The following is a 24,345-nucleotide window of genomic DNA, read 5'->3' on the forward strand; positions in this document are numbered from 1 at the left end:
ACGCCCGACGGTCACGTGAGTGAGGGTCGGGCAGCAAGAGCCTTCTGCACGGCGAAAGCGGTGCGGACAACGAATTTGCCTGGCGGCACTAGCGCGGTGGTCCCACCTGACCCCATGCCGAACTCAGAAGTGAAACGCCGTAGCGCCGATGGTAGTGTGGGGTCTCCCCATGCGAGAGTAGGGAACTGCCAGGCATCCAATAGGTTGTGCCGGTTAACGCCGGAACGACAAGCAGTATCAACAGGCAGCGAGAGCTGCAATAAACACCCAGGATGGTCAACAGGCGTCTGACCCCGCTCATGTTAATCTGGTGTGTGTCATGATTCGGTGGTGCGGTAGTTCAGTCGGTTAGAATACCGGCCTGTCACGCCGGGGGTCGCGGGTTCGAGTCCCGTCCGCACCGCCACCCTATTTAGGGGCGTAGTTCAATTGGTAGAGCACCGGTCTCCAAAACCGGGTGTTGGGAGTTCGAGTCTCTCCGCCCCTGCCAGCCATGGAAACCCTTCGCATTCGCGAAGGGTTTTTTTTTGTCTGTCGTTTCTCCCTGTGCCGACGCCCGGACTAAATCAGCTAAACATATGCACAAAAACACTGATCGTTCAGGGTGTGATGGCGCTCATCATAATTATTTTCATTTCTATTAAAACTAATTAACACCCACAGGTAACAAGAGAGGTGCGTCCGTTAATCATCCAGCAATGCTGTCCCAAAAAGCGCCCGGCCATAAGCCGGTGGCGGGAAGCCGGGCGCGCCTCACCTCTGCAAAAATACAAAAATAAGGAAGGTCACATGATGGTCAAGCGCATGATAATGGCATTGGCAATAAGCGTTGCCTTGGGTCAGACGGCGCAGGCGGCGGCGCCGGTGGTTGGTTTCTCGCAGATTGGTTCTGAATCCGGCTGGCGTTCGGCGGAAACCAAAGTCGCGAAAACCGAAGCGGAAAAGCGCGGTATAACGTTGAAAATCGCCGATGCGCAGCAAAAGCAGGAAAACCAAATTAAAGCGGTACGCTCCTTTATCGCACAGGGCGTAGACGCCATCTTTATCGCGCCGGTGGTCGCCACCGGCTGGACGCCAGTATTACAGGAAGCCAAGGAAGCGAAAATCCCCGTGTTTTTGCTAGACCGCATGATAGAGGTCAATGACCCATCGCTGTATACCTCCGCAGTCGCATCTGACAGCGTGCATGAGGGTAAAGTCGCCGGCGAGTGGCTGGTGAAGGACGTCGGGGATAAAGCCTGTAACGTCGTGGAGCTACAGGGTACGGTCGGCGCCAGCGTTGCTATTAACCGTAAAAAAGGCTTTGCAGACGGCATCAGCGGGCATTCCAATATAAAAATCATTCGTTCGCAGTCTGGAGACTTCACCCGGAGTAAAGGCAAAGAAGTCATGGAAAGCTTCATCAAAGCGGAACAAAACGGCAAGAACATTTGCGCCGTTTACGCCCACAACGATGATATGGCAATCGGCGCTATACAGGCGATCAAAGAGGCCGGTTTGAAACCGGGCTCGCAGATTAAAGTGATCTCAATCGACGGCGTACCGGATATCTTCAAAGCGATGATGAACGGGGAAGCCAATGCAACGGTCGAGTTGACGCCCAATATGGCCGGTCCGGCATTCGATGCGTTGCTGGCGATGAAGAAAGACGGCAAGGCGCCGCCGAAATTTATCCAGACCGACTCGCGGTTGCTGTTGCCGGATACGGCCAAGCAGGAATATGACGCCAAGCAGAGCATGGGCTACTGACAACGGTGTTGACTTCGCCGCCTGCCACGGTAGCGGCTAGTGTATCAGTGACGGGGGAAAAGGCATGGCATCCGCACCGCTTCTGGAGCTTAAAGGCGTCAGCGTGGAATTTCCCGGCGTAAAAGCCCTCCAGCAGGTGGACTTTACCCTGCATAGCGGCGAGGTAGTGGCGTTGTTGGGTGAAAATGGCGCCGGCAAGTCAACGCTTATCAAAGCGCTGACCGGTGTATACCGGCGCTCGGCCGGCGAGATCCTGCTTGCCGGCCGGGCGGTGGAGCCCAAGGGTACCGCCGACGCGCAAGCGATGGGCATCGGGACCGTTTATCAAGAGGTGAATCTGCTGCCGAATCTGTCGGTGGCGGCCAACTTATTCATTGGCCGTGAGCCTGTTTGTTTCGGTTTGGTCTCACATCGGAAAATGAATGCCCGCGCCCGGCAGATTTTGGCTCAATATGGCTTGGCGGTTGATGTCAGCCAGCCCTTGGCCAATTATTCCATCGCGATACAACAAATCGTGGCTATTGCCCGGGCGGTCGATCTTTCCGCTCAAGTGTTGATCCTCGACGAGCCCACCGCCAGCCTGGACGCGAATGAAGTGGCGATGCTGCTTGATATACTACGGCAACTGCGCGACAGCGGCGTCGGAATGATTTTTGTAACGCATTTTCTCGATCAGGTTTACCAAATCAGCAATCGTATCACCGTACTGCGCAACGGCCAGTTGGTTGGCACCCGCGACGCCGCGACGTTGCCGCGGCTTGAACTGGTGCAAATGATGTTGGGCAAAATGTTTAACGAGGCTGACTTGAAACGTTCCGCTCGGCCGGTAAGCCGCGCGGACCCCCTGGTGTCTTTTCGTCAATACGGCCGCCGCGGTACGGTGGCGCCTTTTGATTTACAGGTGCGGCCCGGGGAGATCGTCGGCCTGGCGGGGCTGCTGGGATCCGGCCGTACCGAAACGGCGCAGCTGCTGTTTGGTATTAAGCCTGCGGACAGCGGCGAGGCCCGTTTGGCCGGCAAACGTATTCGTCTATCAAACCCGCGCCGGGCCGCTCATTTGGGTTTCGGTTATTGTCCGGAAGACCGAAAAAATGAGGGTATCATCGGTTCCGCCACGGTGCGAGAAAATATCATTCTAGCGTTACAGGCACAGCGCGGCTGGTTCCGGCCGCTGCCGCTGCGTGAGCAACTGCGCATCAGCGATGCGTTTATTCGCCTGCTGAGTATCCGCACCCCCGGCCCCGAGCAGGAGATCCAGTATCTTTCCGGCGGCAATCAGCAAAAAGTGCTGCTATCGCGCTGGTTGGCCACGCAGCCGCGCTTTCTAATCCTCGATGAACCCACCCGCGGTATCGATCTTGGCGCCCATGCGGATATTATCCGGGCCATCGAGGCGTTATGCGCTGACGGGATGGCGCTACTGGTCATCTCGTCGGAACTGGAGGAGATGGCCGGGTACGCCGATCGTATCATTGTCCTACGCGATCGTCGGCACGTGGCCGAGCTGGGGTGCCAGCAAATCTCGGTCGCCGGCATTATGCAGGCCATCGCCGCGCAACCCGAGGAGGCCGCCCTTGAGCAGTAAACCTTTGTCCACGCCGGCCGGCGCGCGGCGGATACGCTGGAGCATGCCCTCTGGCAGCACGCAATGCCTGGCGCTGCTGGCTATCTTGATTATTGACGGCCTGGTCTCGCCGCATTTTTTCTCGTTACATATTCAGGACGGCAGGCTGTTCGGCAGCGTAATCGACATCATCAATCGCGGCGCGCCGGTGGCTCTCCTGGCGCTGGGTATGACGCTGGTTATCGCCACCGGCGGTATTGACCTGTCCGTCGGGGCGGTCATGGCAATCGCCGGGGCGGTGGCGGCGACGCTTATCGATCATCACGTATCGCTACCGGTGGCGCTGGGAGCAGCCTTAGTCGCCGGGGTCGTGTGCGGGCTCTGGAACGGTTTTCTCATCGCCGTACTGGGGATGCAACCCATCGTCGCCACGCTGATTCTGATGGTTGCCGGCCGCGGTGTGGCGCAACTGATTACCGAAGGCCAAATCGTGACCTTCGATAATGCGGCGTTCGGCAAAATCGGCCACGGGGCGCTGTTATGGTTACCGGTACCGGTGATCATCGCCGTCGCCATGCTGCTGTTGTTATGGGTGCTGACCCGCAAAACCGCGCTGGGGCTGTTTATCGAGGCGGCCGGCATCAACATCCGTTCGGCGCATAACGCGGGGGTCAATACCCGTCTGGTGCTGATGGTCGTGTATATGCTGTGTGGGCTATGTGCCGCCGTGGCCGGTATTATCATTACCGCCGACATTCAGGGGGCGGATGCTAACAATGCCGGACTGTGGCTGGAGCTGGACGCCATATTAGCCGTGGTTATCGGCGGCGGCTCGTTGTTGGGCGGCCGTTTTCATCTGCTGCTATCGCTGGTGGGGGCGCTCATTCTTCAGGGCATGAATACCGGTATCTTGCTTTCCGGCTATCAGCCCGAATTCAACCTGGTCGTGAAAGCGATTGTGGTGCTGCTGGTTCTAATGGTGCAGTCGCCGCGGATGTCGCTGTCGATGTTGCGGAGGCGCCACTAATGCTGAAACGTAATTTGCCGTTGGCGTTTACTATCTTGGTTTTCATTGCCGGTTACCTGTACTGTCTGAGCCAATATCCGGGCTTTGCCTCCACGCGGGTCATTGGCGATCTGCTAACGGATAACGCGTTTTTGGGGATTGTGGCGGTGGGGATGACCTTTGTGATCCTCTCCGGCGGTATTGATTTGTCGGTTGGCTCGACAATTGCGTTTACCGGCGTACTGCTGGCGAAAATGATTGGAGAATATGGCATTCCCCCCGGATTGGCCTTCATTATTGTGCTGGCGCTGGGCGCGCTGTATGGCGCTCTGACCGGTTGGATTATTGATGCTCTGCGGTTACCGGCGTTTATCATCACCCTGGCCAGTATGTTTTTCCTGCGCGGCATGAGTTTTATTTTGTCGCGGGAGTCGGTCCCTATCGTTCACCCGTGGTATGACCTGCTGGCTAACTATGCCTGGCGGCTGCCCGGCGGCGGCAGGCTCACTTTGTTGGCGCTTATCATGTTGCTGGTAGTGGCGGTGGGGGTAGTGCTGGCGCACCGCACACGCTTTGGCCATAACGTCTACGCCATGGGCGGTAACGGTTACTCCACCGCCCTGATGGGGGTGCCGGTAACAAGCACGACGGTGCGGATATATATGCTGTCGAGTTTCCTGGCGGTGCTGTCGGGCATCGTCTTTTCTCTTTACACCTCGGCGGGTTATGCTCTGGCTGCGAGCGGCGTGGAGCTAGACGCTATCGCGGCGGTGGTTATCGGCGGAACGCTACTGACCGGCGGCGTCGGTACCTTGCTGGGTACGCTGTTTGGCGTGATGATTCAAGGATTGATCCAAACCTATATCACCTTTGACGGGACGCTCAGCTCCTGGTGGACCAAGATCGTCATAGGGATTCTGCTATTCGGCTTTATCGGTCTGCAAAAAGGCTTAAACGCGTTCTGGCTGGCGCGCCGTGGAAACGGTAACGCAGTGGCGATTCGGGCCGCACCGCTGAGCGGCGCCACGCCGGCCGGGCCAGCGCGACGCGGATCGTCATAGCACGGCGGTTTTCAGCAGTTGCCGAATCATCGGACGCTGATCGCTGTTTTGCAGCCATACCGCGTACAGCGGGCGTACAATGGTTGGCACATCGCTAACGGGCCGCAAATCCGGAAACCGCTGCGCCCAATGGCTGGGCAAAAAGGCGCAGGCGGCGGTGACCTGTAATAGCTGGCGCGTTAATTGCGCCGAGGTGGTGGTGACGAGCGGCGCCTGCTGATTAAGCTGCAACCGGTTTTCGTGCGTATGAAAATCGGCTCCCCATTCAAGCTGTATATAAGGTCGCTTATCGTTAACCGGTTCGCCGCCGCTGGCATCGGCGAACAGCGTCAGGGAAAAGCTGCCAAGCTGCTGGCTGGTCAACTCCTCCATTTTTGGCGCTTCGGTGGTAATCATTAAATCCAGCTGGCGTTCGTGCAGCTCTTTAATCAGCCCCTGGCGCAGGGCAATGCGCGCCTCCAGCTGGAGGTCCGGCCACTGTTTATAAAGATTTTGCAGCCAATCTCCCAGCCACGCTTCCCACAGCGATGCGCTGGCGCCAATGGACAGCGGATTGTGCTGCAAGGAGCGCGTCACTTCCTGCTTGGCGACCTGCCAGGTGATCATCAGATTTTCGGCATAGGGCAACAGGCGTTCCCCCGCCGCGGTCAGGCGAATATTATTCCTATGACGGGTAAACAGGCTTACGCCCAGCTGGGTTTCCAACTGGCGGATGCGAAAGCTGACCGCTGATTGTGTCAGATAAAGCGCTTCCGCCGCTCGCCCGAAATGTCGGGTACGGCTTACCTCCAAGAATGTTTTCAGTAATTCCGTGTCCACTGCGCTCTCCAAAAAAATTTTGTCGTACTGATTAAAATGTTTCGTTTTACAGAAAGTCAACCCTAACTAATACTCCGCGCCATAAACAGCATGGCTTATGTAGAGATGGGAGCGCGTAAGATGGCGGACAGCTTTTTTACTTCTAATCGTTATTTTGATAACAAAAATTATCCTCGCGGCTTCTCCCGGCATGGTCATTTCACCATTCGGGAAGCGCAGTTATTGGAGCGTTGCGGCCATGCCTACAATGATTTGGACAGCGGCAAACGGGAACCTGTAACCGATGAAGAGCGGCAGTTTGTTGCGGTGTGCCACGGTGAACTTGCCCCCGCCAACGAACATGAGAAGGTCTGGTTCAAATACATAGAGCATACTCGCCGCCCCAAGCGTTTTCATACCCTTTCCGGCGGTAAACCACAGATGGATGTGGTGGAAGACTACACCGACACTGAAGATTGATAAAGAAGGGGCTGCGGCCCCTTTGTTCTAACGCTTATTCCCGCTGTTGCCACAGCTCGTGCAGCAGCCGGTCGATACAGCGATAGCTGAGGGCTTCCGCCAGGTGATTCCGGCTAATTTGGGCCTCACCCGCCAGATCCGCCAGTGTACGCGCTACTTTTAATAACCGATGCCAGGCGCGTACCGACAATCCCAGCGACGTTAATGCATTTTCCAGAAACTGGCCATCGGCCTCCGATAAAGGGCACCATTGCGCAAGCTGCGTATTGCTTAGCCGAGCGTTAAGGCTCTGCGCGCGCGCTAACTGAATGGCGCGCGCCGCCATGACCCGTGCACGCACGGTCGCGCTGTCTTCGCCGGGCGGCGGGCGGCGGCGCAACGACCCCGGCGGCAGCAGCGGAACCTCCACCGACAGATCGAAGCGATCCAGAAACGGCCCCGACAGGCGATTCAGATAGCGCAGGATCTCAGCCGGCCCGCAGCGGGCATGTACCCCGCTGCGATCGCCGGAAGGGCTGGGGTTCATGGCCGCCACCAGTTGAAAACGCGCCGGCAGGCAAACGCTGGCCTGAACCCGCGCGATGTGGATTTCACCCGTTTCCAGCGGCTCGCGCAGCGCATCGAGCACCCGCCGCTGAAACTCCGGCAGCTCGTCAAGAAACAGTACGCCGTTATGGGCCAGCGAGATCTCGCCGGGGCGCGGGAAGGTGCCGCCGCCGACCAGTGCGGCCATCGTCGTGCTGTGATGGGGGGCGCGAAAAGGACGCTGCCGCCAATGGCGTCTGGCGGTGCTGACGCTGACCAGACTGGTAATGGCGGCGGTTTCCATCGCCTCGTTATCCGTTAACGGCGGCAGCAGCCCCGGTAATCGGCTCGCCAGCATGGTTTTCCCGGTACCCGGCGGCCCTATCAGCAATAAATTGTGGCCGCCGGCCGCGGCGATTTCCAGCGCGCGTCGGGCCTGCTGCTGGCCGATAACCTCGGCCAAATCGCTGCCGTCTGACGGCGCTGGTCGGGTATCCGTCGTGGGGTCGGCGATGATCAAAGAGCCGTTGCCCTGCAAAAAGCGGCACACCTGCTGTAGACAGCCGGCGAGGCACGCCTGGCTGCCCGGCAGCAGCGCGATTTCTTCGCGGTTGGCCTGCGGCAGGATTAGCTGCCGACCGTCGCCCGCCGCGCCGTGGGCGGCCGGAATAGCGCCATAAACCCCCCGCAGCTCCCCGGCCAGCGACAGTTCGCCAAGAAACTCATAAGGTTTGAGCCGCATGCCGGGGATCTGTTGCGTCGCCGCGAGGATTGACAGCGCGACCGGCAAGTCGTAGCGCGCCCCCTCTTTCGGCAGATCCGCCGGCGCCAGGCTGACGGTGATACGTCGGGCGGGGAATTGATAGCCGCTGTTAAGAATGGCGCTGCGCACCCGATCCCGTGACGCGCGCACGGTACTTTCCGGCAGACCCACCAGGGTGAAGGCGGGCAACCCCTTTCCCACATGTGCCTCCACCGTGATAGACGGCGCCTGGATGCCGATTAGCCCGCGGGTGTAAATTGTCGCCAGTGCCATGGGGCTCTCCTTTATCAACGGAGCTGAGTATGCCCGCTATCGCGGCGGCAGGGCGGTAACAATAAAAAGATTTGCGGCGCGGGTATGAAAAATAACTTCGCCATTGACATACCGTGGCAAAAAAATGCAACGGCGCTCGCCTTTCTGGCCTAGCTACGCCGGAAACCCCGCTGCACGGTATCGCCGTCCACCGTTGCGCTGTTTTCCCTGACGGGGTAGTCCCGCGTTGTTGATGACGGCGGAAGAAGGTGAATAGAGCGATTATCGCTCAAAGAACGGCGCGCATTAGTCCGCGGGGAATCACTTTCGCCGCTAGCGATCGGGGAAATAAGACTACCGGGGGGAAATAAGGCTACCGGATAAATAGAGGCAATCGGGTCAATAGAGGGGACAATACTCTCTCTTAAACGAGGTTTAATGCAGAACGCCGCAGGCGGAGATAATGAGAATAAAATACGCTGCCTCTCTGCGTTTACTATCACGACCACAGGCCATCGTCCCCTTTCCCTCGTTATATTTTGGCGCGAAAATGACGTGACCAACCTTACCTGTCCAATCCGTCATGCGCCGACCAGCCAGTGAAAGGCGCGATAGTCTACTGAAATATAAAGCGTTAATTCAAGGCTGGCGGGAAGTGTCCCGCAGTGTCGCTGTCGTCATATTCAGACGGCTTCGCTATAAATTAACCCAGTACCTTTCAATCAAGTCGAATAGGGAGGATGTGCAAGTTAGCAGGGGTTTTCTTTTTACGCTATGGCATTGCTTATTATTGCGCGCAATGGCTACTGCTCATGGCGTACCGCAAAGGTATTATCCCCCTTACCCGAAAAATAGCTTTAATACTAATCAATCGTCCGATGCCTCTATATTACGTCCCGTAGGCTCAAACTGTCATCGACCCACCGATCCCTTCCCTGGCGGCAGCGCAGCGAAGACGCGCCAATCGGCCTAATCCCACTCATCACGGCGAATGGTCCTACTGACCCCCTCTATCACCCTCATCTCAGCAGCGGTAACCTTGTTTATCCCCTCATCGCCACCGCGCCCGCTAAGGGGGTGAACGCCGTGTCTCTACCTCTCTCTCTTCTGGTATCGGTGGAACTCTCTTGCCTTAAAGCGCGGCTCTAGGCGGCTACGTTGTCTGGCCGTCGTCGACTAAATGAAAAATTTTCATTTACGAATAACCTGATTTAAATCAGGGGATAACAGGGTAAAACGCGCTGCTCGCGCTGGAGGGCATAACGAAAATAGTTGTCATGCTTACACTAACTGTGATAACTCTGTAGGCATTCATTCGATGTCAAACATAATGAAAACCTATTTATGAAAGCCGTTGTTCAAGTGATTAGCCTAGTCGTGATTAGCGTGGTGGTGATTATTATCCCACCGTGCGGGGCTGCACTTGGACGAAGAAAAGCTTACTAAACAAGCTTAAATCTCAAGAAAACCCCCGCACCAACTGGTCGGGGGTTTTTTTTTGGCATCAATCAAGCGACAGGAGAACACTAAATGAAAATTAGAATATTGTTCTGTCCCTGCGGCGCGAAGGCGGGGAACTAACCATGAACGGAGCTCAATGGGTAGTACAGGCGCTGCGGGCACAGGGTGTGGACATGGTTTTCGGCTATCCCGGCGGCGCTATCATGCCGGTGTACGACGCGCTCTACGACGGCGGGGTTGAGCATCTGCTATGCCGTCATGAGCAGGGCGCGGCCATCGCAGCAATCGGCTACGCACGGGCTACCGGCAAAGTGGGGGTGTGTATCGCGACCTCCGGTCCTGGCGCCACCAATCTTATCACCGGTCTGGCCGATGCCTTATTGGACTCGGTGCCGGTCGTGGCGATTACCGGACAGGTGGGATCGGCGTTTATCGGCACCGACGCCTTTCAAGAGATCGATGTATTGGGCCTGTCGCTGGCCTGTACTAAACACAGCTTTTTGGTGGAATCGCTGGACGCGCTGCCGGGCATCATCACCGAAGCGTTCGCCATCGCCACCAGCGGACGTCCCGGCCCGGTCCTGATTGATATCCCCAAGGATATTCAGCTGGCCGACGGCGACCTGACGCCGCATTTGTTGAGCCTCGACGATCAGGCCGGTAGCATCCAGGGCGACCTGGAGGGGGCGCGCCGGCTGATGCGCCAGGCAACCCGCCCGGTTTTGTACGTCGGCGGCGGCGTTGGCATGGCCGGCGCGGTACCGGCGCTGCGGCAATTGATTAGCCAAACCGGCATTCCTGCCGTGGCGACGCTGAAGGGGCTGGGCGCGCCGGAGGGCGACGATGCCTGTTATCTGGGCATGCTGGGTATGCACGGTAACCAGGCCGCCAATCTGGCGGTGCAGGCGTGCGATCTGCTGATCGCGGTTGGGGCGCGTTTTGACGATCGGGTAACCGGCCGGCTGAACGCTTTCGCCCCACAGGCCAAAGTGATCCATCTGGATATTGATCCTGCCGAATTGGGCAAGCTGCGTCAGGCGCATATTGCGCTGCTGGGAGACCTGAATCATCTGTTGCCGGCGCTGGCGCAGCCGATGTCCATCGACGCCTGGCGGGTTGAAACCCAGGCGCTGAAGGCGGAGTACCGCTGGCGCTATGATCACCCCGGCGAGGGGATTTACGCGCCGGCTCTGCTGCGGGCCATCAGCGATCGTGCCCCCGATGACGCCATCGTGACCACCGATGTAGGGCAACATCAGATGTGGGCCGCCCAGCATATGCGTTTCAGCCGGCCGGAGAATTTTATTACCTCCAGCGGGCTGGGTACGATGGGTTTCGGCATTCCCGCCGCGATTGGCGCGCAGATTGCCCGGCCGCAGGATACCGTCATCTGCGTCTCCGGCGACGGCTCCTTCATGATGAATGTGCAGGAGCTGACTACCATTAAGCGAAAACGGTTGCCGCTGAAAATCGTGCTGCTGGATAACCAGCGTTTAGGCATGGTCCGACAATGGCAGCAGTTATTTTTTGATAAACGTTATAGCGAAACCACCCTGACCGATAACCCCGATTTTCTCACGCTGGCCAGTGCCTTCGACATTCCCGGCCTGCACATCACCCGTAAAGACCACATCCCGCAGGCGCTGGAAACCCTGTTTACCCAACCGGGGCCGTTCCTGCTGCATGTCTCTATCGATGAGCTTGAGAATGTCTGGCCGCTGGTGCCGCCGGGCGCCGGTAATGAAACCATGCTGGAGAAATCATCATGATGCAACATTCCCTTTCCATTCAGGCGCGCTTTCGCCCGGAAGTCGTGGAGCGTATTTTACGGGTGGTTCGCCACCGCGGCTTTGAGCTGTGCGCATTAAATATGACGCCGCGCACCGAGGCTGAAGGTATAAATATTCACTTGACCGTTGCCAGCAAGCGGTCCGTGGACTTATTGTCTGCACAATTGAGCAAACTAATGGATGTCGCCTGTGTCGAGATCCAGCAATTAACATCACAACAAATACGTGCCTAAGGCCGGGTAAGGAAAGAAAAAAATGACAACGAAGAAAGCTGATTTCATTTGGTTTAACGGTGAAATGGTTCCGTGGGCAGAAGCCAAAGTCCATGTAATGTCGCATGCGCTGCATTACGGGTCATCAGTCTTTGAAGGTGTACGTTGCTACGATTCGCATAAAGGCCCGGTGGTATTCCGTCATCGTGAACACATGCAGCGCCTGCATAATTCGGCCAAAATCTATCGCATGCCGGTGACGCAAAGCGTGGATGAGCTGATGGCGGCCACGCGCGCCGTTATACTGAAAAATAAATTGGTCAGCGCCTATATCCGGCCGCTGGTGTTTGTCGGCGATGTCGGCATGGGCGTGAATCCGCCGGCGGGCTACACCACCGACGTGATTATCGCCGCCTTCCCCTGGGGAGCCTATCTGGGAGAAGAGGCCCTGGATCAGGGAATTGACGCGATGGTGTCTTCCTGGAATCGCGCGGCGGCCAATACCATCCCGACCGCGGCTAAAGCCGGCGGCAATTACCTGTCCTCCATGCTGGTGGGCAGCGAAGCCCGCCGCCATGGTTATCAAGAGGGCATCGCCCTTGACGTGCACGGTTATGTTTCCGAGGGTGCCGGCGAGAACCTGTTTGAAGTGAAGGACGGTATTTTGTTTACGCCGCCGTTCACCTCTTCCGCGCTGCCCGGCATCACGCGCGACGCCATTATCAAGCTGGCCGTCGCGGCCGGACTGGAAGTGCGGGAACAGGTCCTGTCCCGCGAATCGCTCTATCTGGCCGATGAGGTCTTCATGTCCGGTACCGCCGCCGAGATAACCCCGGTGCGTAGCGTTGACGGCATCAAGGTCGGTATCGGCAAATGCGGTCCGGTCACCAAGCAGTTGCAGCAGGCGTTTTTCGGGCTGTTTACCGGCGAGACTGAAGATAAATGGGGCTGGCTGGATCCGGTCAATCAATAACGATAACGCTTTCGCGCCGGGGCGCTACGGCCGCCCTGGCCATCTGAATAACTGGAGTTATGAGCATGCCTAAGTACCGTTCCGCTACCACCACGCACGGCCGTAACATGGCCGGCGCACGCGCCCTCTGGCGCGCCACGGGGATGACCGACGACGATTTCGGCAAACCGATTATCGCCGTGGTCAACTCCTTTACCCAGTTTGTGCCGGGCCACGTGCATCTGCGCGATCTGGGTAAGCTGGTCGCCGAACAAATCGAAGCGTCCGGCGGGGTAGCGAAAGAGTTTAATACCATTGCGGTGGACGACGGCATCGCGATGGGGCACGGCGGCATGCTGTACTCTCTGCCGTCGCGCGAGCTTATCGCCGATTCGGTGGAATACATGGTGAATGCCCACTGCGCCGACGCTATGGTGTGCATTTCCAACTGCGATAAAATCACCCCCGGGATGCTGATGGCGTCGCTGCGCTTGAACATACCGGTCATTTTTGTCTCCGGCGGCCCGATGGAAGCCGGTAAAACCAAACTGTCGGATAAAATCATCAAGCTGGACCTGATAGACGCCATGATTCAGGGCGCCAACCCCCACGTCTCGGATGAAGACAGTAACCAGATTGAGCGTTCCGCCTGCCCGACCTGCGGATCCTGCTCCGGCATGTTTACCGCCAACTCGATGAACTGCCTGACCGAGGCGCTTGGCCTTTCCCAGCCGGGCAACGGTTCGCTGCTGGCGACCCACGCCGATCGCAAACACCTGTTCTTGAACGCCGGCGAGCGTATCGTCGGGTTAGCCAAACGCTACTATGAGCAGGATGATACCAGCGCGCTGCCGCGCAGTATCGCCAGCAAAGCCGCGTTTGAAAACGCCATGACCCTGGATATCGCCATGGGCGGCTCGACCAATACCGTGCTCCATCTGCTGGCCGCGGCGCAGGAAGGCGAAGTGGACTTTACCATGGCCGATATCGATCGCCTGTCGCGGAAGGTGCCGCATTTATGTAAGGTCGCGCCCAGCACGCAAAAATACCACATGGAAGACGTACACCGCGCCGGCGGCGTCATCGGCATTCTGGGCGAGCTGGACCGCAGCGGCCTGCTTAATCGCGACGTACGCAACGTGCTCGGACTGTCGCTGCCGGAAACGCTGGCGCGCTACGATATCATGGTGACCGACGACGCGGCGGTAAAAAGCATGTACGCCGCCGGGCCGGCGGGCATTCGCACCACTCAGGCGTTTTCCCAGGAGTGTCGCTGGCCGTCGCTGGATGACGATCGTCAAGAAGGCTGCATTCGCGCCCGTGAATTCGCCTATAGCCAGGACGGGGGATTGGCGGTGCTCTATGGCAACATTGCCGAAGACGGCTGCATCGTGAAAACCGCCGGCGTCGACAAAGGCAGCTTGGTGTTCCGCGGGCCGGCCAAGGTGTATGAAAGTCAAGAAGCCGCGTCCGAGGCCATCCTCGGCGGTAAAGTGGTGGCCGGCGATGTCGTGGTGATCCGCTACGAAGGTCCGAAAGGCGGACCGGGAATGCAGGAAATGCTCTATCCCACCACCTTCCTTAAGTCCATGGGGCTGGGTAAAAGCTGCGCGCTGATTACCGATGGCCGCTTTTCCGGCGGAACCTCGGGATTGTCTATCGGCCACGTGTCGCCGGAAGCCGCCAGCGGCGGCCTGATCGGGCTGGTGCGCGACGGAGATATCATCGATATCAATATCGCCGGTCGCGGCATTGTGCTGGACGTGGCCGATAGCGAGCTGGCCGCGCGTCGCGAGACCGAACTGGCGCGCGGTGGCGCAGCCTGGACGCCGGTCGCGCGTGAGCGCCAGGTGTCGTTCGCTCTGAAAGCCTACGCCAGTTTGGCGACCAGCGCGGATAAAGGCGCGGTGCGCGATAAAGCCAAGCTGGGAGGATAAAGCGCCATGGCTGAGTCTCAACCGTTTTCCGCCGAGCCTTGCCCTGCGGAGTACCTGCGCGCCGCGCTACGCGCGCCGGTGTATGAAGTGGCCCAGGTCACGCCGCTGCAGATGATGACTAAGGTGTCGGAACGCCTCGGCAATACCGTGCTGGTGAAACGTGAAGACCGTCAGCCGGTGCATAGCTTTAAACTGCGCGGCGCCTACGCGATGATCGCCGGGCTCAACGCAGCGCAGCGGGCCTGCGGCGTGATTACCGCCTCGGCGGGCAACCATGCCCAAGGCGTGGCGCTTTCCGCCAGCCGCCTCGGCATTCCGTCGCTCATCGTGATGCCGGTTAATACCGCCGATATCAAAGTGGACGCGGTGCGCGGCTTCGGCGGCGAACCGCTGTTATTCGGCGCCAACTTTGATGAAGCCAAGGCAAAAGCCATTGAATTGGCACGCGAACGCAATATGACTTTTGTGCCGCCGTTCGATCATCCGGCGGTGATCGCCGGTCAAGGGACGCTGGCGATGGAGTTGTTGCAGCAGGACGCCCATCTGGACCGCATTTTTGTGCCGGTGGGCGGCGGAGGCCTGGCGGCGGGCGTAGCGGTGCTGATAAAACATCTGATGCCGCAAATCAAGGTTATCGGCGTTGAAGCGGAAGAGTCCGCGTGTCTGGCGGCGGCGCTGCAGGCCGGTGAGCCGGTGGATTTGCCGCGGGTTGGCCTGTTTGCCGAAGGCGTGGCGGTACGGCGCATCGGTAATGAAACCTTCCGCCTGTGCCGCGATTATCTTGATGATGTTATTACCGTGGACAGCGACGCCATTTGCGCGGCGGTGAAGGATTTGTTTGAGGACGTGCGGGCGATTGCCGAGCCCTCCGGTGCGCTGGCGCTGGCGGGAATGAAAAAATATGTCCAGCTGCACGGCATCCGTGATGAGCGTCTGGCGCACGTGCTGTCCGGTGCCAACGTCAATTTTCACGGCCTGCGCTATGTCTCGGAGCGCTGTGAACTGGGCGAGCAGCGCGAAGCGCTGATGGCGGTGACCATCCCGGAAAGAAAGGGCAGCTTTTTGGCCTTCTGCGAACTGTTGGGCGGTCGGCCGGTTACCGAATTCAATTATCGCTATAGCGATGCCGATAACGCCTGTATTTTCGTCGGCGTTAGGCTGACCCGCGGGCGTGAGGAGCGCGAGGAGATCCTGGCGGAAATGGCCGCCGGCGGTTACCAGGTGGCGGATCTTTCCGATGATGAGATGGCCAAGCTTCACGTCCGTTATATGGTGGGCGGTCGCCCGTCGAAGCCGCTGCGCGAGCGTTTATACAGCTTCGAGTTTCCCGAGTCCCCCGGAGCGTTGCTAAAATTTTTGTACACGTTGGGGACGCGCTGGAATATTACGCTGTTCCACTACCGCAGCCACGGCACGGATTATGGCCGGGTGCTGGCGGGATTTGAATTGGCGGAGCGCGAACCGGAATTCGATCATCATCTTTCGGCCTTGGGCTATGAGTGCCACGATGTTACCGCCAATCCGGCGTTTCGCTTGTTCCTGGCGGATTAAGCGCATCGCCCGCCGCTGACGCTGTCGGCGCCTGACCGCGGTTGCTTCGCCGTTTCGCTTGTTCCCGGCGGACTTACCGCCCTGTCCGCGGGGCGAATCGGGCGTCAGGCGGCGGTTAGCGCTCCAGCAGTTGCCAGAAGGCGTCGATCAGCGGCTCTTGTAGCCGCTTTCGTTGTGCACAGACTCCCAGCGCCAGCGGCGCGACCGGGGTGCCGTGCTCCAGCAGGGTGATGCGGCTGCGCACCGGCTCCGGCGAATTGTCCATCACCACCGACGGGATCAGCGCGATACCGCAGCCCAGTGCCACCATCGACACAATCGCCTCATTGCCGGCAACGGTAGCGTAAATCAGCGGATTGCTGATATGGTTGCTGCGAAACCACAGTTCAATGCGCCGACGCGCCGGACCGTGCTCCGGCAAAATGAAAGGGGTATTCGACCAGTCAGGCTGGGGGGTCTTGACCCGGGCGCGAACCGGGCAAGGCAGCGCCGGCGCGATCAATATCATGGGGATTTCGCCGATGGGGGTAAAATCGATACTCGCCGGCAAAATTTCCGGATGGCCGGCTATGCCCAAATCCGCTTCGCCGGACTGCACTTTATCCAGCGCGTTGGCGGCATCGCCGGTGGTGAGTTTTATTTCCACCAGCGGATGCTCGGCGCGAAACAGATCGAGGATCGGCGGCAAATGGCTGTAGGCGGCGGTTACCGAGCAAAACAGCCGCAGTTCGCCGCTGAGTGAAGGACCGTGTTGACCGAGGCGGTGGCGCAGCTGTTGGTATTGCAGCAGGGTTTGCTGCGCGAACTCTTTCAGTTGCTGGCCGGCGTCGGTCAACTGTACAGTACGGTTATCGCGTAAAAACAGCGTCTGCCCGACATCCTCCTCCAACCGTTGGATTTGGCGCGACAGGGTCGACGGGCTGACATGCATCGCCTTGGCGCTGCGGCCGAAGTGGCGGCTTTCCGCCAGGTGGAGAAACAACTTGAGGTCGCGGATATCCATGGATTCGCCCCGAGAGTGAATGAAATCCACCGTCGCGTAGTGCCGGCCAGTGGTATTGCAGATTCTGCAAGGTCAGATTGTTAATATATCAATTTAAGCAATGCTTTTCCTGCTTTATAGTGATGGCAGAAAAGATTCCTGTCCGCGGGCGAACGCCTACGGCACGCCCTGATACCTGATGATGGAGTTGCACCATGGCTAACTATTTCAACACCTTAAATCTGCGCCAGCAGTTGGCGCAGTTGGGTAAATGTCGTTTCATGAGCCGCGATGAGTTCGTCGATGAAGCGGGTTACTTGCAAGGCAAAAAAGTGGTGATCATCGGCTGTGGCGCCCAGGGTTTAAACCAGGGGCTGAATATGCGTGACTCCGGGTTGGATATCGCCTACGCGCTGCGTAAAGAAGCGATCGACGAGAAGCGCCCCTCCTGGCGTAAAGCGACGGAAAACGGCTTTCGCGTCGGCACCTATGAAGAGCTGGTGCCGGAAGCGGACCTGGTCGTTAACCTGACGCCCGATAAACAACACTCCGCGGTGGTGCAGGCGGTACAACCGCTGATGAAACAAGGCGCCGCGCTGGGCTATTCCCACGGCTTCAACATTGTTGAAGTGGGCGAGCAAATCCGCCGCGACATCACCGTTATCATGGTGGCGCCGAAATGCCCTGGGACAGAGGTGCGCGAAGAGTACAAACGGGGGTTTGGCGTACCGACCCTTATCGCCGTGCATCCGGAAAACGATCCGAAGGGCGAGGGGATGGCGCTGGCCAAAGCCTGGGCGGCTGCGACCGGTGGTCATCGTGCGGGGGTGCTGGAATCCTCCTTTGTCGCCGAGGTCAAGTCGGATCTGATGGGCGAGCAGACTATCCTGTGCGGTATGCTGCAGGCCGGCTCGCTGCTGTGCTTCGACAAGATGGTCGCCGACGGCGTCGACCCGGCCTACGCCGGCAAACTGATTCAGTTTGGCTGGGAAACCACTACCGAAGCGCTGAAGCAGGGCGGTATCACGCTGATGATGGACCGCTTGTCCAACAGCGCGAAGTTGCGCGCTTTTGCGCTGTCCGAGCAACTGAAGCAACTGATGCAGCCGCTGTTTGAAAAACACATGGACGATATCATTACCGGCGCCTTCTCCAGCGGCATGATGGCCGATTGGGCCAACGATGATGTCAAACTGCTCGGCTGGCGCGAAGAAACCGGCCGTACGCCGTTTGAAAATGCGCCGCAGTACGACGGCAAAATCAGCGAGCAGACCTATTTTGACCACGGCGTGTTGATGATCGCCATGGCAAAAGCCGGCGTGGAACTGGCATTTGAAACCATGACCCGTTCCGGTATCATTGCCGAATCGGCCTATTACGAATCCCTGCATGAATTGCCGCTCATCGCCAATACCGTCGCCCGCAAGCGTCTGTATGAGATGAACGTGGTCATTTCCGACACCGCCGAATACGGCAACTATCTGTTCGCCAATGCCGCCGTGCCGTTGCTTAAAGAGGCGTTTATGGGCAACCTGCAGGCGGGGGATTTGGGCAAACCGGTGGCCGAGGGGGAAATCGACAATGCGCGCCTGCGTGATGTTAACGAAGCGATTCGCCAGCATCCGATCGAAATTGTAGGCGCCGAATTGCGCGGTTACATGAAGGATATGAAGCGCATCGCGGTCGCCAACTGACAGGCGGTTGGGTCATCCCCCGGATGACGCGCCGACAGACTCACGCCCCGCCGTTAGGCGGGGCTTTTTTTTTGCCTATTGCCGGCGAATGTGGCCCGACCGTGGCGAGGCAGGGGCGTTGGGGCACCCGTATCCTCATTACGACGGGGATAAACCCCGGCGCCGCTTTCTGCTACAATCCCCCTCCGTTCTCTGCCACCGTTTTTGCCCGGGAATAACGAATGCGCCTTAATCCGAGCCAACAACAAGCCGTCGAATTTGTCACTGGACCCTGCCTGGTGCTGGCCGGCGCCGGCTCGGGTAAAACGCGGGTCATCACCAATAAAATCGCCCATTTGATCCGCGGTTGCGGTTACCAGGCGCGCCATATCGCGGCGGTCACCTTTACCAATAAAGCCTCGCGGGAGATGAAAGAGCGGGTGGCGCAAACCCTGGGCCGCGCTGAGGCGCGCGGCTTAACCGTCGCCACGTTCCATACGCTCGGGCTGGCTATCATCAAGCGCGAATATAAAGCATTGGGCATGAAGGCTAAATTTTCGCTGTTCGATGAGCAGGACCAACTGGCGCTGTTAAAGGATCTCACCGAGCCGTGGCTGGAAGGGGACAAAGACTTGCTTAATCAGCTTACCGCCACCCTCTCCAACTGGAAAAATGATCTGTTGTCGCCGCCGCAGGCCGCGGCGGCCGCGCGTTCCGAGCGGGATAAACTGTTCGCCCACTGTTACGAGCTCTACGACAATCATCTGGTTGCCTGCAATGTGCTGGATTTCGACGATTTGATCCTGCGACCCACTAAGCTGCTGCAGCGCGACGAGGCGGTGCGCGAGCGTTGGCAAAACCGGCTGCGCTATCTGCTGGTGGATGAGTATCAGGACACCAACACCAGCCAATATGAACTGGTAAAGCTGCTGGTAGGGCCGCGGGGCCGTTTCACCGTGGTGGGGGACGATGACCAGTCGATTTACTCCTGGCGTGGCGCGCGACCGCAAAATCTGGCGCTGTTGCAACAGGATTTCCCGACGCTCGCGGTGATTAAGCTGGAGCAGAACTACCGCTCCACCGAGCGCATACTCAACGCCGCCAATATTCTTATTGCCAACAACCCGCATGTCTTTGAGAAAAAGCTGTTTTCCCGGCTGGGCTATGGCGAAATCCTAAAGGTTGTCACCGCCAATAATGAAGATCACGAGGCCGAGCGGGTGGTGGGAGAATTGATCGCCCACCATTTCATCAACAAGACCCGCTATCGCGATTACGCCATTCTGTATCGCGGTAATCACCAGTCGCGGCTGTTTGAAAAGATGCTGATGCAGAACCGCATTCCTTATCGCATCTCCGGCGGCACGTCGTTTTTCTCACGCCCCGAGATTAAGGATCTGCTCGCCTATCTGCGCGTGCTGACCAATCCCGATGACGATAGCGCGTTTTTGCGAATGGTGAACACGCCGCGCCGGGAGATCGGCGCGGCGACGCTGGCGAAGTTGGGTACCTGGGCGACACAGCGCGACAAGAGCCTATTCACCGCCAGCTTCGATCTGGGCCTGGAGCAAACGCTGAGCGGCCGCGGCCTGGAATCGCTGCAACAGTTCACCCGCTGGCTGGCGGGCATTGCCCGCCAGGCGGAGCGGGAGCCGGTCGCGGCGGTGCGTGAACTCATCCACGGTATCGACTATGAAAGCTGGCTGTATGAAAGCTCTCCCGGTCCGAGAGCGGCGGAAATGCGGATGAAGAATGTTAACCAGCTGTTCAGCTGGATGACCGAGATGCTTACCGGCTCCGATTTGAATGAGGCGATGACGCTTGATCAGGTGGTCACCCGTTTTACTCTGCGCGATATGATGGAGCGCGGCGAGAGCGAGGAGGAGTTGGATCAGGTGCAGCTGATGACGCTGCACGCCTCTAAGGGGTTGGAGTTTCCCTATGTCTTCCTGGTCGGCATGGAGGAGGGACTGTTACCGCATCAAAGCAGTATCGACGAGAACAATATTGATGAGGAGCGCCGCCTGGCTTATGTCGGCATTACCCGCGCGCAAAAGGAATTAACTTTCACCCTGTGCCGCGAGCGGCGTCAATACGGTGAACTGGTCAAACCGGAACCGAGCCGCTTCTTGCTGGAACTGCCGCAGGACGATTTGGCGTGGGAGCAAGTGCGTAAACCGGTCAGCGCCGAGGAGCGGATGAGCCGTGGACAGGGCCATCTGGCCAGTCTTCGCGCTCAGTTGGCCAAGGCGCGCGGCGAGGGCGGCTAAGCTATTTCCCGCTTAGCGCGGCAACAGCGGCCGCGACGGGGCGTAAGCTGAGCCGATCGCTCAGCTTTGCGGTGCTTCTTCCAGCAGTAACGGCCAGTGGACGTAACTCTGCCACTGGCTTTCTTGCTCCAGGTATTCCGCCCGCAGCGGATGCTGGTTCAACCAGTCGTGGGGTAACAGGACGTGCAGCGTCTCGTCCATGGCGCGCAGCTCCACCGCGGGTAACGCGTCGTCGCGCCGGCGGCTGGCAAAGATGATCGCCAGCCGCATCAACCGACATAAGCGTTGAGCGATGCGCGGCGGCAGGCTATTTTGCTCATTCAACTGAGTGAGATCGATGTGGTTGCTCTGGTTTTGCAGCAGCGTGGCGATAAGCTTTTGCTGGGCGGGGGTAAAACCGGGAAGGTCGGTATGGCGGACGAGATAGGCGGCATGGTGCGGAGCGCGTTTAATATCAATGCTTAGGCCGATTTCGTGGATCATGCTGGCGCAGCGCAAAAGCGTGAAACATCGCTCGTCCAATTGCCAGGTCTCGGCCACCTGACGGGCGAATCCGTCCGCTAGCCGGGCGACCCGCTGCGCCTGCTCGGTATCCAGCTGATAGCGGCGCTGCAAGTTTTCCAGGGTGCGCTGGCGGATATCGCCGCCGGCCGGCAACGCCATCATGCCGTACATCATCCCCTCGCGCAGCGCGCCGCCCGCCAGGGTCATGGTCTTGATGCCGAGTTCGGCAAATACCGCCAGCAAAATCGCCAGCCCGCTCGGGAACACCAGCGCTCGATCCAGCGTCAGACCTTCGATTTCCAGCTCTTCGAGCTTGCCGCAGTGAATGGCGCGCTGTTTAAGCTGCAGCAGTTTGCTGAGCGTAATATGTTCATCCATCCCCTGGGCAACCATAATTTCTTGCAGCGCCTGCACCGTGCCGGAGGCGCCGACGCACACCTGCCAGCCCCGGGCCAGCAGTCGGAAAGCGACCGGGCGGATTTTTTCGCGCGCCGCGTGCTCCGCCCGCTCGAAGTTTTCCCGTGTCAGGCTGCGGTCGTTAAAATAGCGCTCCAGCCAGGTGACGCAGCCCATTTCCAGACTGAACAATTCCAGCGCCTGCGCGCCGCGCCCCACTACCAGCTCGGTGCTACCGCCGCCGATATCCACCACCAAACGTTCATCGGAGCCGCCGGTCGTGTGGGCGACGCCCTGATAGATAAGCCGGGCCTCTTCTTCGCCCGAAATGACCTGCACCGGACAGCCCAGAATATCACTGGCCGGGCCGAGAAATTCCGCCGCGTTAGTGGCCAGGCGCAGGGTGGCGGTGGCCACCACGCGGACGTGGGCGGGAGGGATATCCTGCAAATGTTCGGCAAACAGGCGCAGGCACTGCCAGCCGCGCTGCATCGCGTCGCTGGAAAGCCGGTTATCGCCGTTGAGCCCGGCGGCCAGACGCACTTTACGCTTGATGCGCGCCAGCGTCTGGACGGTGCCGGACACCTCACGCACCACCAACATATGAAAGCTGTTGGAGCCTAAGTCAATGGCGGCATAGAGTGAGGAGGCGCTTATCATCTGCGTTTAGCCCGGACGTTTACGGTTATGGCGCGGCGCGCCGCTGCGCCGCGGGCCGCCGCTGCGGCGGGGACCACTGCCGTTGCGGGGGCGGGTCAACCGTTTTGGCGCGGGCAGGTCGGTCAGCAGTGCGTCGCTGTTGTATTTACTAACGGGGATCTGATGGCCAATATAGCTTTCTATCGCGGTAAGATTCAATGCATATTCTTCACACGCCAGGCTGATGGAACACCCGCTCTCGCCGGCACGGCCGGTCCGGCCGATACGGTGGACGTAATCTTCGCAGTCGTCCGGCAGATCATAATTGAAAACGTGGGTCACGGAGGGAATATGCAGTCCGCGGGCGGCCACGTCCGTCGCCACCAGGATATCCAGCGCGCCCTGGGTAAACTCTTCTAAGATGCGCAGGCGCCGCTTCTGCGAGACATCGCCGGTCAGCAGCCCGACGCGATGACCGTCAGCGGCCAGGTGGCCCCAGATATCCTCACAGCGGTGCTTGGTATTGGCGAAAATGATACACCGGTCGGGCCACTCTTCCTCGACCAAGGTTTGCAGCAGGCGCATTTTTTCTTCATTAGAAGGATAAAACAGCTCCTCTTGTATGCGGTGGCCCGTTTTCTGCAGCGGCTCCACTTCAACATACTCGGCGTTATTCATATGCTCGAACGCCAGCTCGCGCACCCGATAAGAGAGGGTGGCGGAAAACAGCATGTTCAGCCGTTCAGCGGCGGCGGGCATCCGGCGGAACAGCCAGCGGATATCTTTGATAAAGCCGAGGTCGAACATTCGATCGGCCTCGTCCAGCACCACCACCTGAATGGCGCCCATATTGACGTAATTCTGTTTGGTGTAGTCAATCAGCCTGCCGGTGGTGCCCACCAGGATGTCGACCCCGGCTTCCAGCACTTTCAGCTGTTTATCATAACCATCGCCGCCGTAGGCCAGCCCCATTTTCAGGCCGGTCGCCTGGGCTAATGGTTCGGCATCGGAATGGATTTGCACCGCCAGCTCGCGGGTAGGCGCCATAATCAACGCGCGCGGCTGATTGGTTTGACGCCCCTCGGCGGCAGGGTGGGTGAGTAAATGATGAAACGTGGCCGTTAGAAAGGCCAGCGTTTTGCCGGTACCGGTTTGCGCCTGGCCCGCGACGTCTTTGCCCGCAAGCGTAATGGGCAAAGTCAGCGCTTGAATGGGCGTACAATTGTTAAAGCCTTTAGAATCAAGCGCTTCAACGATTAACGGGTGCAGGGCGAAGTCGGAAAACTTCTTTTCTGTTAAGTGTGTTTTGCTCATAGTGTGGTAGAATAACAGTTAACTATTGCATTACGAAAGTGTATACAGTGAAATAAAGTCAACCTGTTGTTGGTCATTGCTGCAACGGCAGGTAACGATAATTCTGTGGAGTAAAACATGAGCGATAAAATTATTCATCTGAGTGACGACAGCTTCGAAAAGGACGTATTACAGGCCAAAGGGCTGTTTTTGGTCGATTTCTGGGCCGAATGGTGTGGTCCTTGTAAAATGATTGCGCCTATTCTGGCAGAAGTCGCTGATGAATTCGACGGCAAACTGACCATCGCTAAATTGAACATCGACGAGAATCCGGCCACTGCACCTAAGTATGGTATCCGCGGTATTCCCACCCTGTTGCTGTTCCGCGATGGTGAAGTGGTAGCCACCAAAGTTGGCGCCCTGTCCAAAGGACAGTTGAAAGAGTTCCTTAACGCAAATCTGTAAGCGGTATTGCGCATCTTCCTCT

The 24,345-nt window shown here is 58.5% G+C and carries 19 protein-coding genes, 2 tRNA genes and 1 rRNA gene; 17 read left to right on the forward strand and 5 right to left on the reverse strand.

The window, feature by feature from the left end; genetic code table 11:
• Nucleotides 1–78 precede the first annotated feature (78 nt).
• The 7 genes from rrf to yjfF all read left to right on the forward strand — a co-directional run bounded on the left by rrf (nt 79) and on the right by yjfF (nt 5,380).
• A 5S ribosomal RNA gene (gene rrf, locus SANT_RS01350) occupies nt 79–194 on the forward strand.
• Nucleotides 195–329: 135 nt separating this feature from the next.
• Nucleotides 330–406, forward strand: a tRNA-Asp gene (locus tag SANT_RS01355).
• Nucleotides 407–414: 8 nt separating this feature from the next.
• Nucleotides 415–490: transfer RNA gene (locus SANT_RS01360), tRNA-Trp, on the forward strand.
• 302 nt (nt 491–792) lie between these two features.
• On the forward strand, nt 793–1,749 hold the full coding sequence (ytfQ, locus tag SANT_RS01365; RefSeq protein ID WP_025420533.1) for a galactofuranose ABC transporter, galactofuranose-binding protein YtfQ: 957 nt from the start codon (nt 793–795) through the stop codon (nt 1,747–1,749).
• Nucleotides 1,750–1,813: 64 nt separating this feature from the next.
• On the forward strand, nt 1,814–3,334 hold the full coding sequence (locus SANT_RS01370; protein ID WP_025420534.1) for a sugar ABC transporter ATP-binding protein: 1,521 nt from the start codon (nt 1,814–1,816) through the stop codon (nt 3,332–3,334).
• A gap of 4 nt (nt 3,335–3,338) precedes the next feature.
• Complete coding sequence (ytfT, locus tag SANT_RS01375) at nt 3,339–4,340, forward strand: galactofuranose ABC transporter, ATP-binding protein YtfT (RefSeq protein WP_420480352.1); 1,002 nt, start codon at nt 3,339–3,341, stop codon at nt 4,338–4,340.
• Nucleotides 4,340–5,380, forward strand: a complete 1,041-nt coding sequence (gene yjfF / locus SANT_RS01380; protein ID WP_025420536.1) for a galactofuranose ABC transporter, permease protein YjfF — start codon at nt 4,340–4,342, stop codon at nt 5,378–5,380. The genes ytfT and yjfF overlap by 1 nt, the downstream gene beginning before the upstream one ends.
• On the opposite strand, the gene hdfR is transcribed toward yjfF, so the two are convergent.
• Nucleotides 5,375–6,199 (reverse strand): HTH-type transcriptional regulator HdfR, encoded by an 825-nt coding sequence (hdfR, locus tag SANT_RS01385; protein WP_025420537.1) that lies wholly within the window; start codon nt 6,197–6,199, stop codon nt 5,375–5,377. The genes yjfF and hdfR overlap by 6 nt on opposite strands.
• A 120-nt stretch (nt 6,200–6,319) precedes the next feature.
• Here hdfR and SANT_RS01390 point away from each other — a divergent pair, with 120 nt between their 5' ends.
• Nucleotides 6,320–6,658 carry a DUF413 domain-containing protein gene (locus SANT_RS01390; protein WP_025420538.1) on the forward strand — a complete coding sequence of 113 codons (339 nt, stop codon included), beginning with the start codon at nt 6,320–6,322 and terminating at the stop codon, nt 6,656–6,658.
• Between the two features lie 34 nt (nt 6,659–6,692).
• Here SANT_RS01390 and SANT_RS01395 read toward each other — a convergent pair whose 3' ends face one another.
• On the reverse strand, nt 6,693–8,219 hold the full coding sequence (locus SANT_RS01395; protein ID WP_025420539.1) for a YifB family Mg chelatase-like AAA ATPase: 1,527 nt from the start codon (nt 8,217–8,219) through the stop codon (nt 6,693–6,695).
• Nucleotides 8,220–9,542: 1,323 nt separating this feature from the next.
• On the opposite strand from SANT_RS01395, the gene ilvL reads away from it, so the two are divergent.
• The 6 genes from ilvL to ilvA all read left to right on the forward strand — a co-directional run bounded on the left by ilvL (nt 9,543) and on the right by ilvA (nt 16,101).
• Nucleotides 9,543–9,644 carry an ilv operon leader peptide gene (ilvL, locus tag SANT_RS23160; RefSeq protein ID WP_011412204.1) on the forward strand — a complete coding sequence of 34 codons (102 nt, stop codon included), beginning with the start codon at nt 9,543–9,545 and terminating at the stop codon, nt 9,642–9,644.
• A 137-nt stretch (nt 9,645–9,781) separates the two neighbouring features.
• The gene (gene ilvG, locus SANT_RS01400) at nt 9,782–11,428 is read left to right on the forward strand and encodes an acetolactate synthase 2 catalytic subunit (RefSeq protein ID WP_025420540.1); all 1,647 of its coding nucleotides are present in this window, start codon (nt 9,782–9,784) and stop codon (nt 11,426–11,428) included.
• Nucleotides 11,425–11,682, forward strand: a complete 258-nt coding sequence (gene ilvM / locus SANT_RS01405) for an acetolactate synthase 2 small subunit (protein WP_025420541.1) — start codon at nt 11,425–11,427, stop codon at nt 11,680–11,682. The genes ilvG and ilvM overlap by 4 nt, the downstream gene beginning before the upstream one ends.
• A gap of 22 nt (nt 11,683–11,704) precedes the next feature.
• Entirely contained in the window at nt 11,705–12,634 is a 930-nt protein-coding gene (locus tag SANT_RS01410) for a branched-chain amino acid transaminase (RefSeq protein ID WP_025420542.1), read from the forward strand.
• 65 nt (nt 12,635–12,699) lie between these two features.
• Nucleotides 12,700–14,550 (forward strand): dihydroxy-acid dehydratase, encoded by a 1,851-nt coding sequence (gene ilvD, locus SANT_RS01415; RefSeq protein ID WP_025420543.1) that lies wholly within the window; start codon nt 12,700–12,702, stop codon nt 14,548–14,550.
• Between the two features lie 6 nt (nt 14,551–14,556).
• On the forward strand, nt 14,557–16,101 hold the full coding sequence (ilvA, locus tag SANT_RS01420; protein ID WP_025420544.1) for a threonine ammonia-lyase, biosynthetic: 1,545 nt from the start codon (nt 14,557–14,559) through the stop codon (nt 16,099–16,101).
• A 115-nt stretch (nt 16,102–16,216) separates the two neighbouring features.
• On the opposite strand, the gene ilvY is transcribed toward ilvA, so the two are convergent.
• Nucleotides 16,217–17,104: an HTH-type transcriptional activator IlvY gene (gene ilvY, locus SANT_RS01425; RefSeq protein ID WP_025420545.1), complete on the reverse strand. Its 888-nt coding sequence runs from the start codon at nt 17,102–17,104 to the stop codon at nt 16,217–16,219.
• Between the two features lie 194 nt (nt 17,105–17,298).
• Here ilvY and ilvC point away from each other — a divergent pair, with 194 nt between their 5' ends.
• Nucleotides 17,299–18,777, forward strand: coding sequence for a ketol-acid reductoisomerase (ilvC, locus tag SANT_RS01430; RefSeq protein ID WP_025420546.1), 1,479 nt, complete (start codon nt 17,299–17,301; stop codon nt 18,775–18,777).
• Between the two features lie 221 nt (nt 18,778–18,998).
• Nucleotides 18,999–21,026 carry a DNA helicase Rep gene (gene rep, locus SANT_RS01435; protein ID WP_025420547.1) on the forward strand — a complete coding sequence of 676 codons (2,028 nt, stop codon included), beginning with the start codon at nt 18,999–19,001 and terminating at the stop codon, nt 21,024–21,026.
• A gap of 60 nt (nt 21,027–21,086) precedes the next feature.
• Here the strand turns inward: rep and gppA are convergent, their stop codons facing one another.
• Both gppA and rhlB read right to left on the reverse strand, forming a co-directional pair.
• The gene (gene gppA, locus SANT_RS01440; protein ID WP_025420548.1) at nt 21,087–22,586 is read right to left on the reverse strand and encodes a guanosine-5'-triphosphate,3'-diphosphate diphosphatase; all 1,500 of its coding nucleotides are present in this window, start codon (nt 22,584–22,586) and stop codon (nt 21,087–21,089) included.
• 6 nt (nt 22,587–22,592) lie between these two features.
• Nucleotides 22,593–23,879: an ATP-dependent RNA helicase RhlB gene (gene rhlB / locus SANT_RS01445; protein WP_025420549.1), complete on the reverse strand. Its 1,287-nt coding sequence runs from the start codon at nt 23,877–23,879 to the stop codon at nt 22,593–22,595.
• Nucleotides 23,880–23,996: 117 nt separating this feature from the next.
• Between rhlB and trxA the strand changes: the two genes are divergently transcribed.
• The gene (trxA, locus tag SANT_RS01450) at nt 23,997–24,323 is read left to right on the forward strand and encodes a thioredoxin TrxA (protein ID WP_025420550.1); all 327 of its coding nucleotides are present in this window, start codon (nt 23,997–23,999) and stop codon (nt 24,321–24,323) included.
• The last annotated feature ends 22 nt before the right edge of the window (nt 24,324–24,345 follow it).

Origin of the sequence: Sodalis praecaptivus (assembly GCF_000517425.1) — a bacterium.
Classification (GTDB): domain Bacteria; phylum Pseudomonadota; class Gammaproteobacteria; order Enterobacterales; family Enterobacteriaceae; genus Sodalis_A; species Sodalis_A praecaptivus.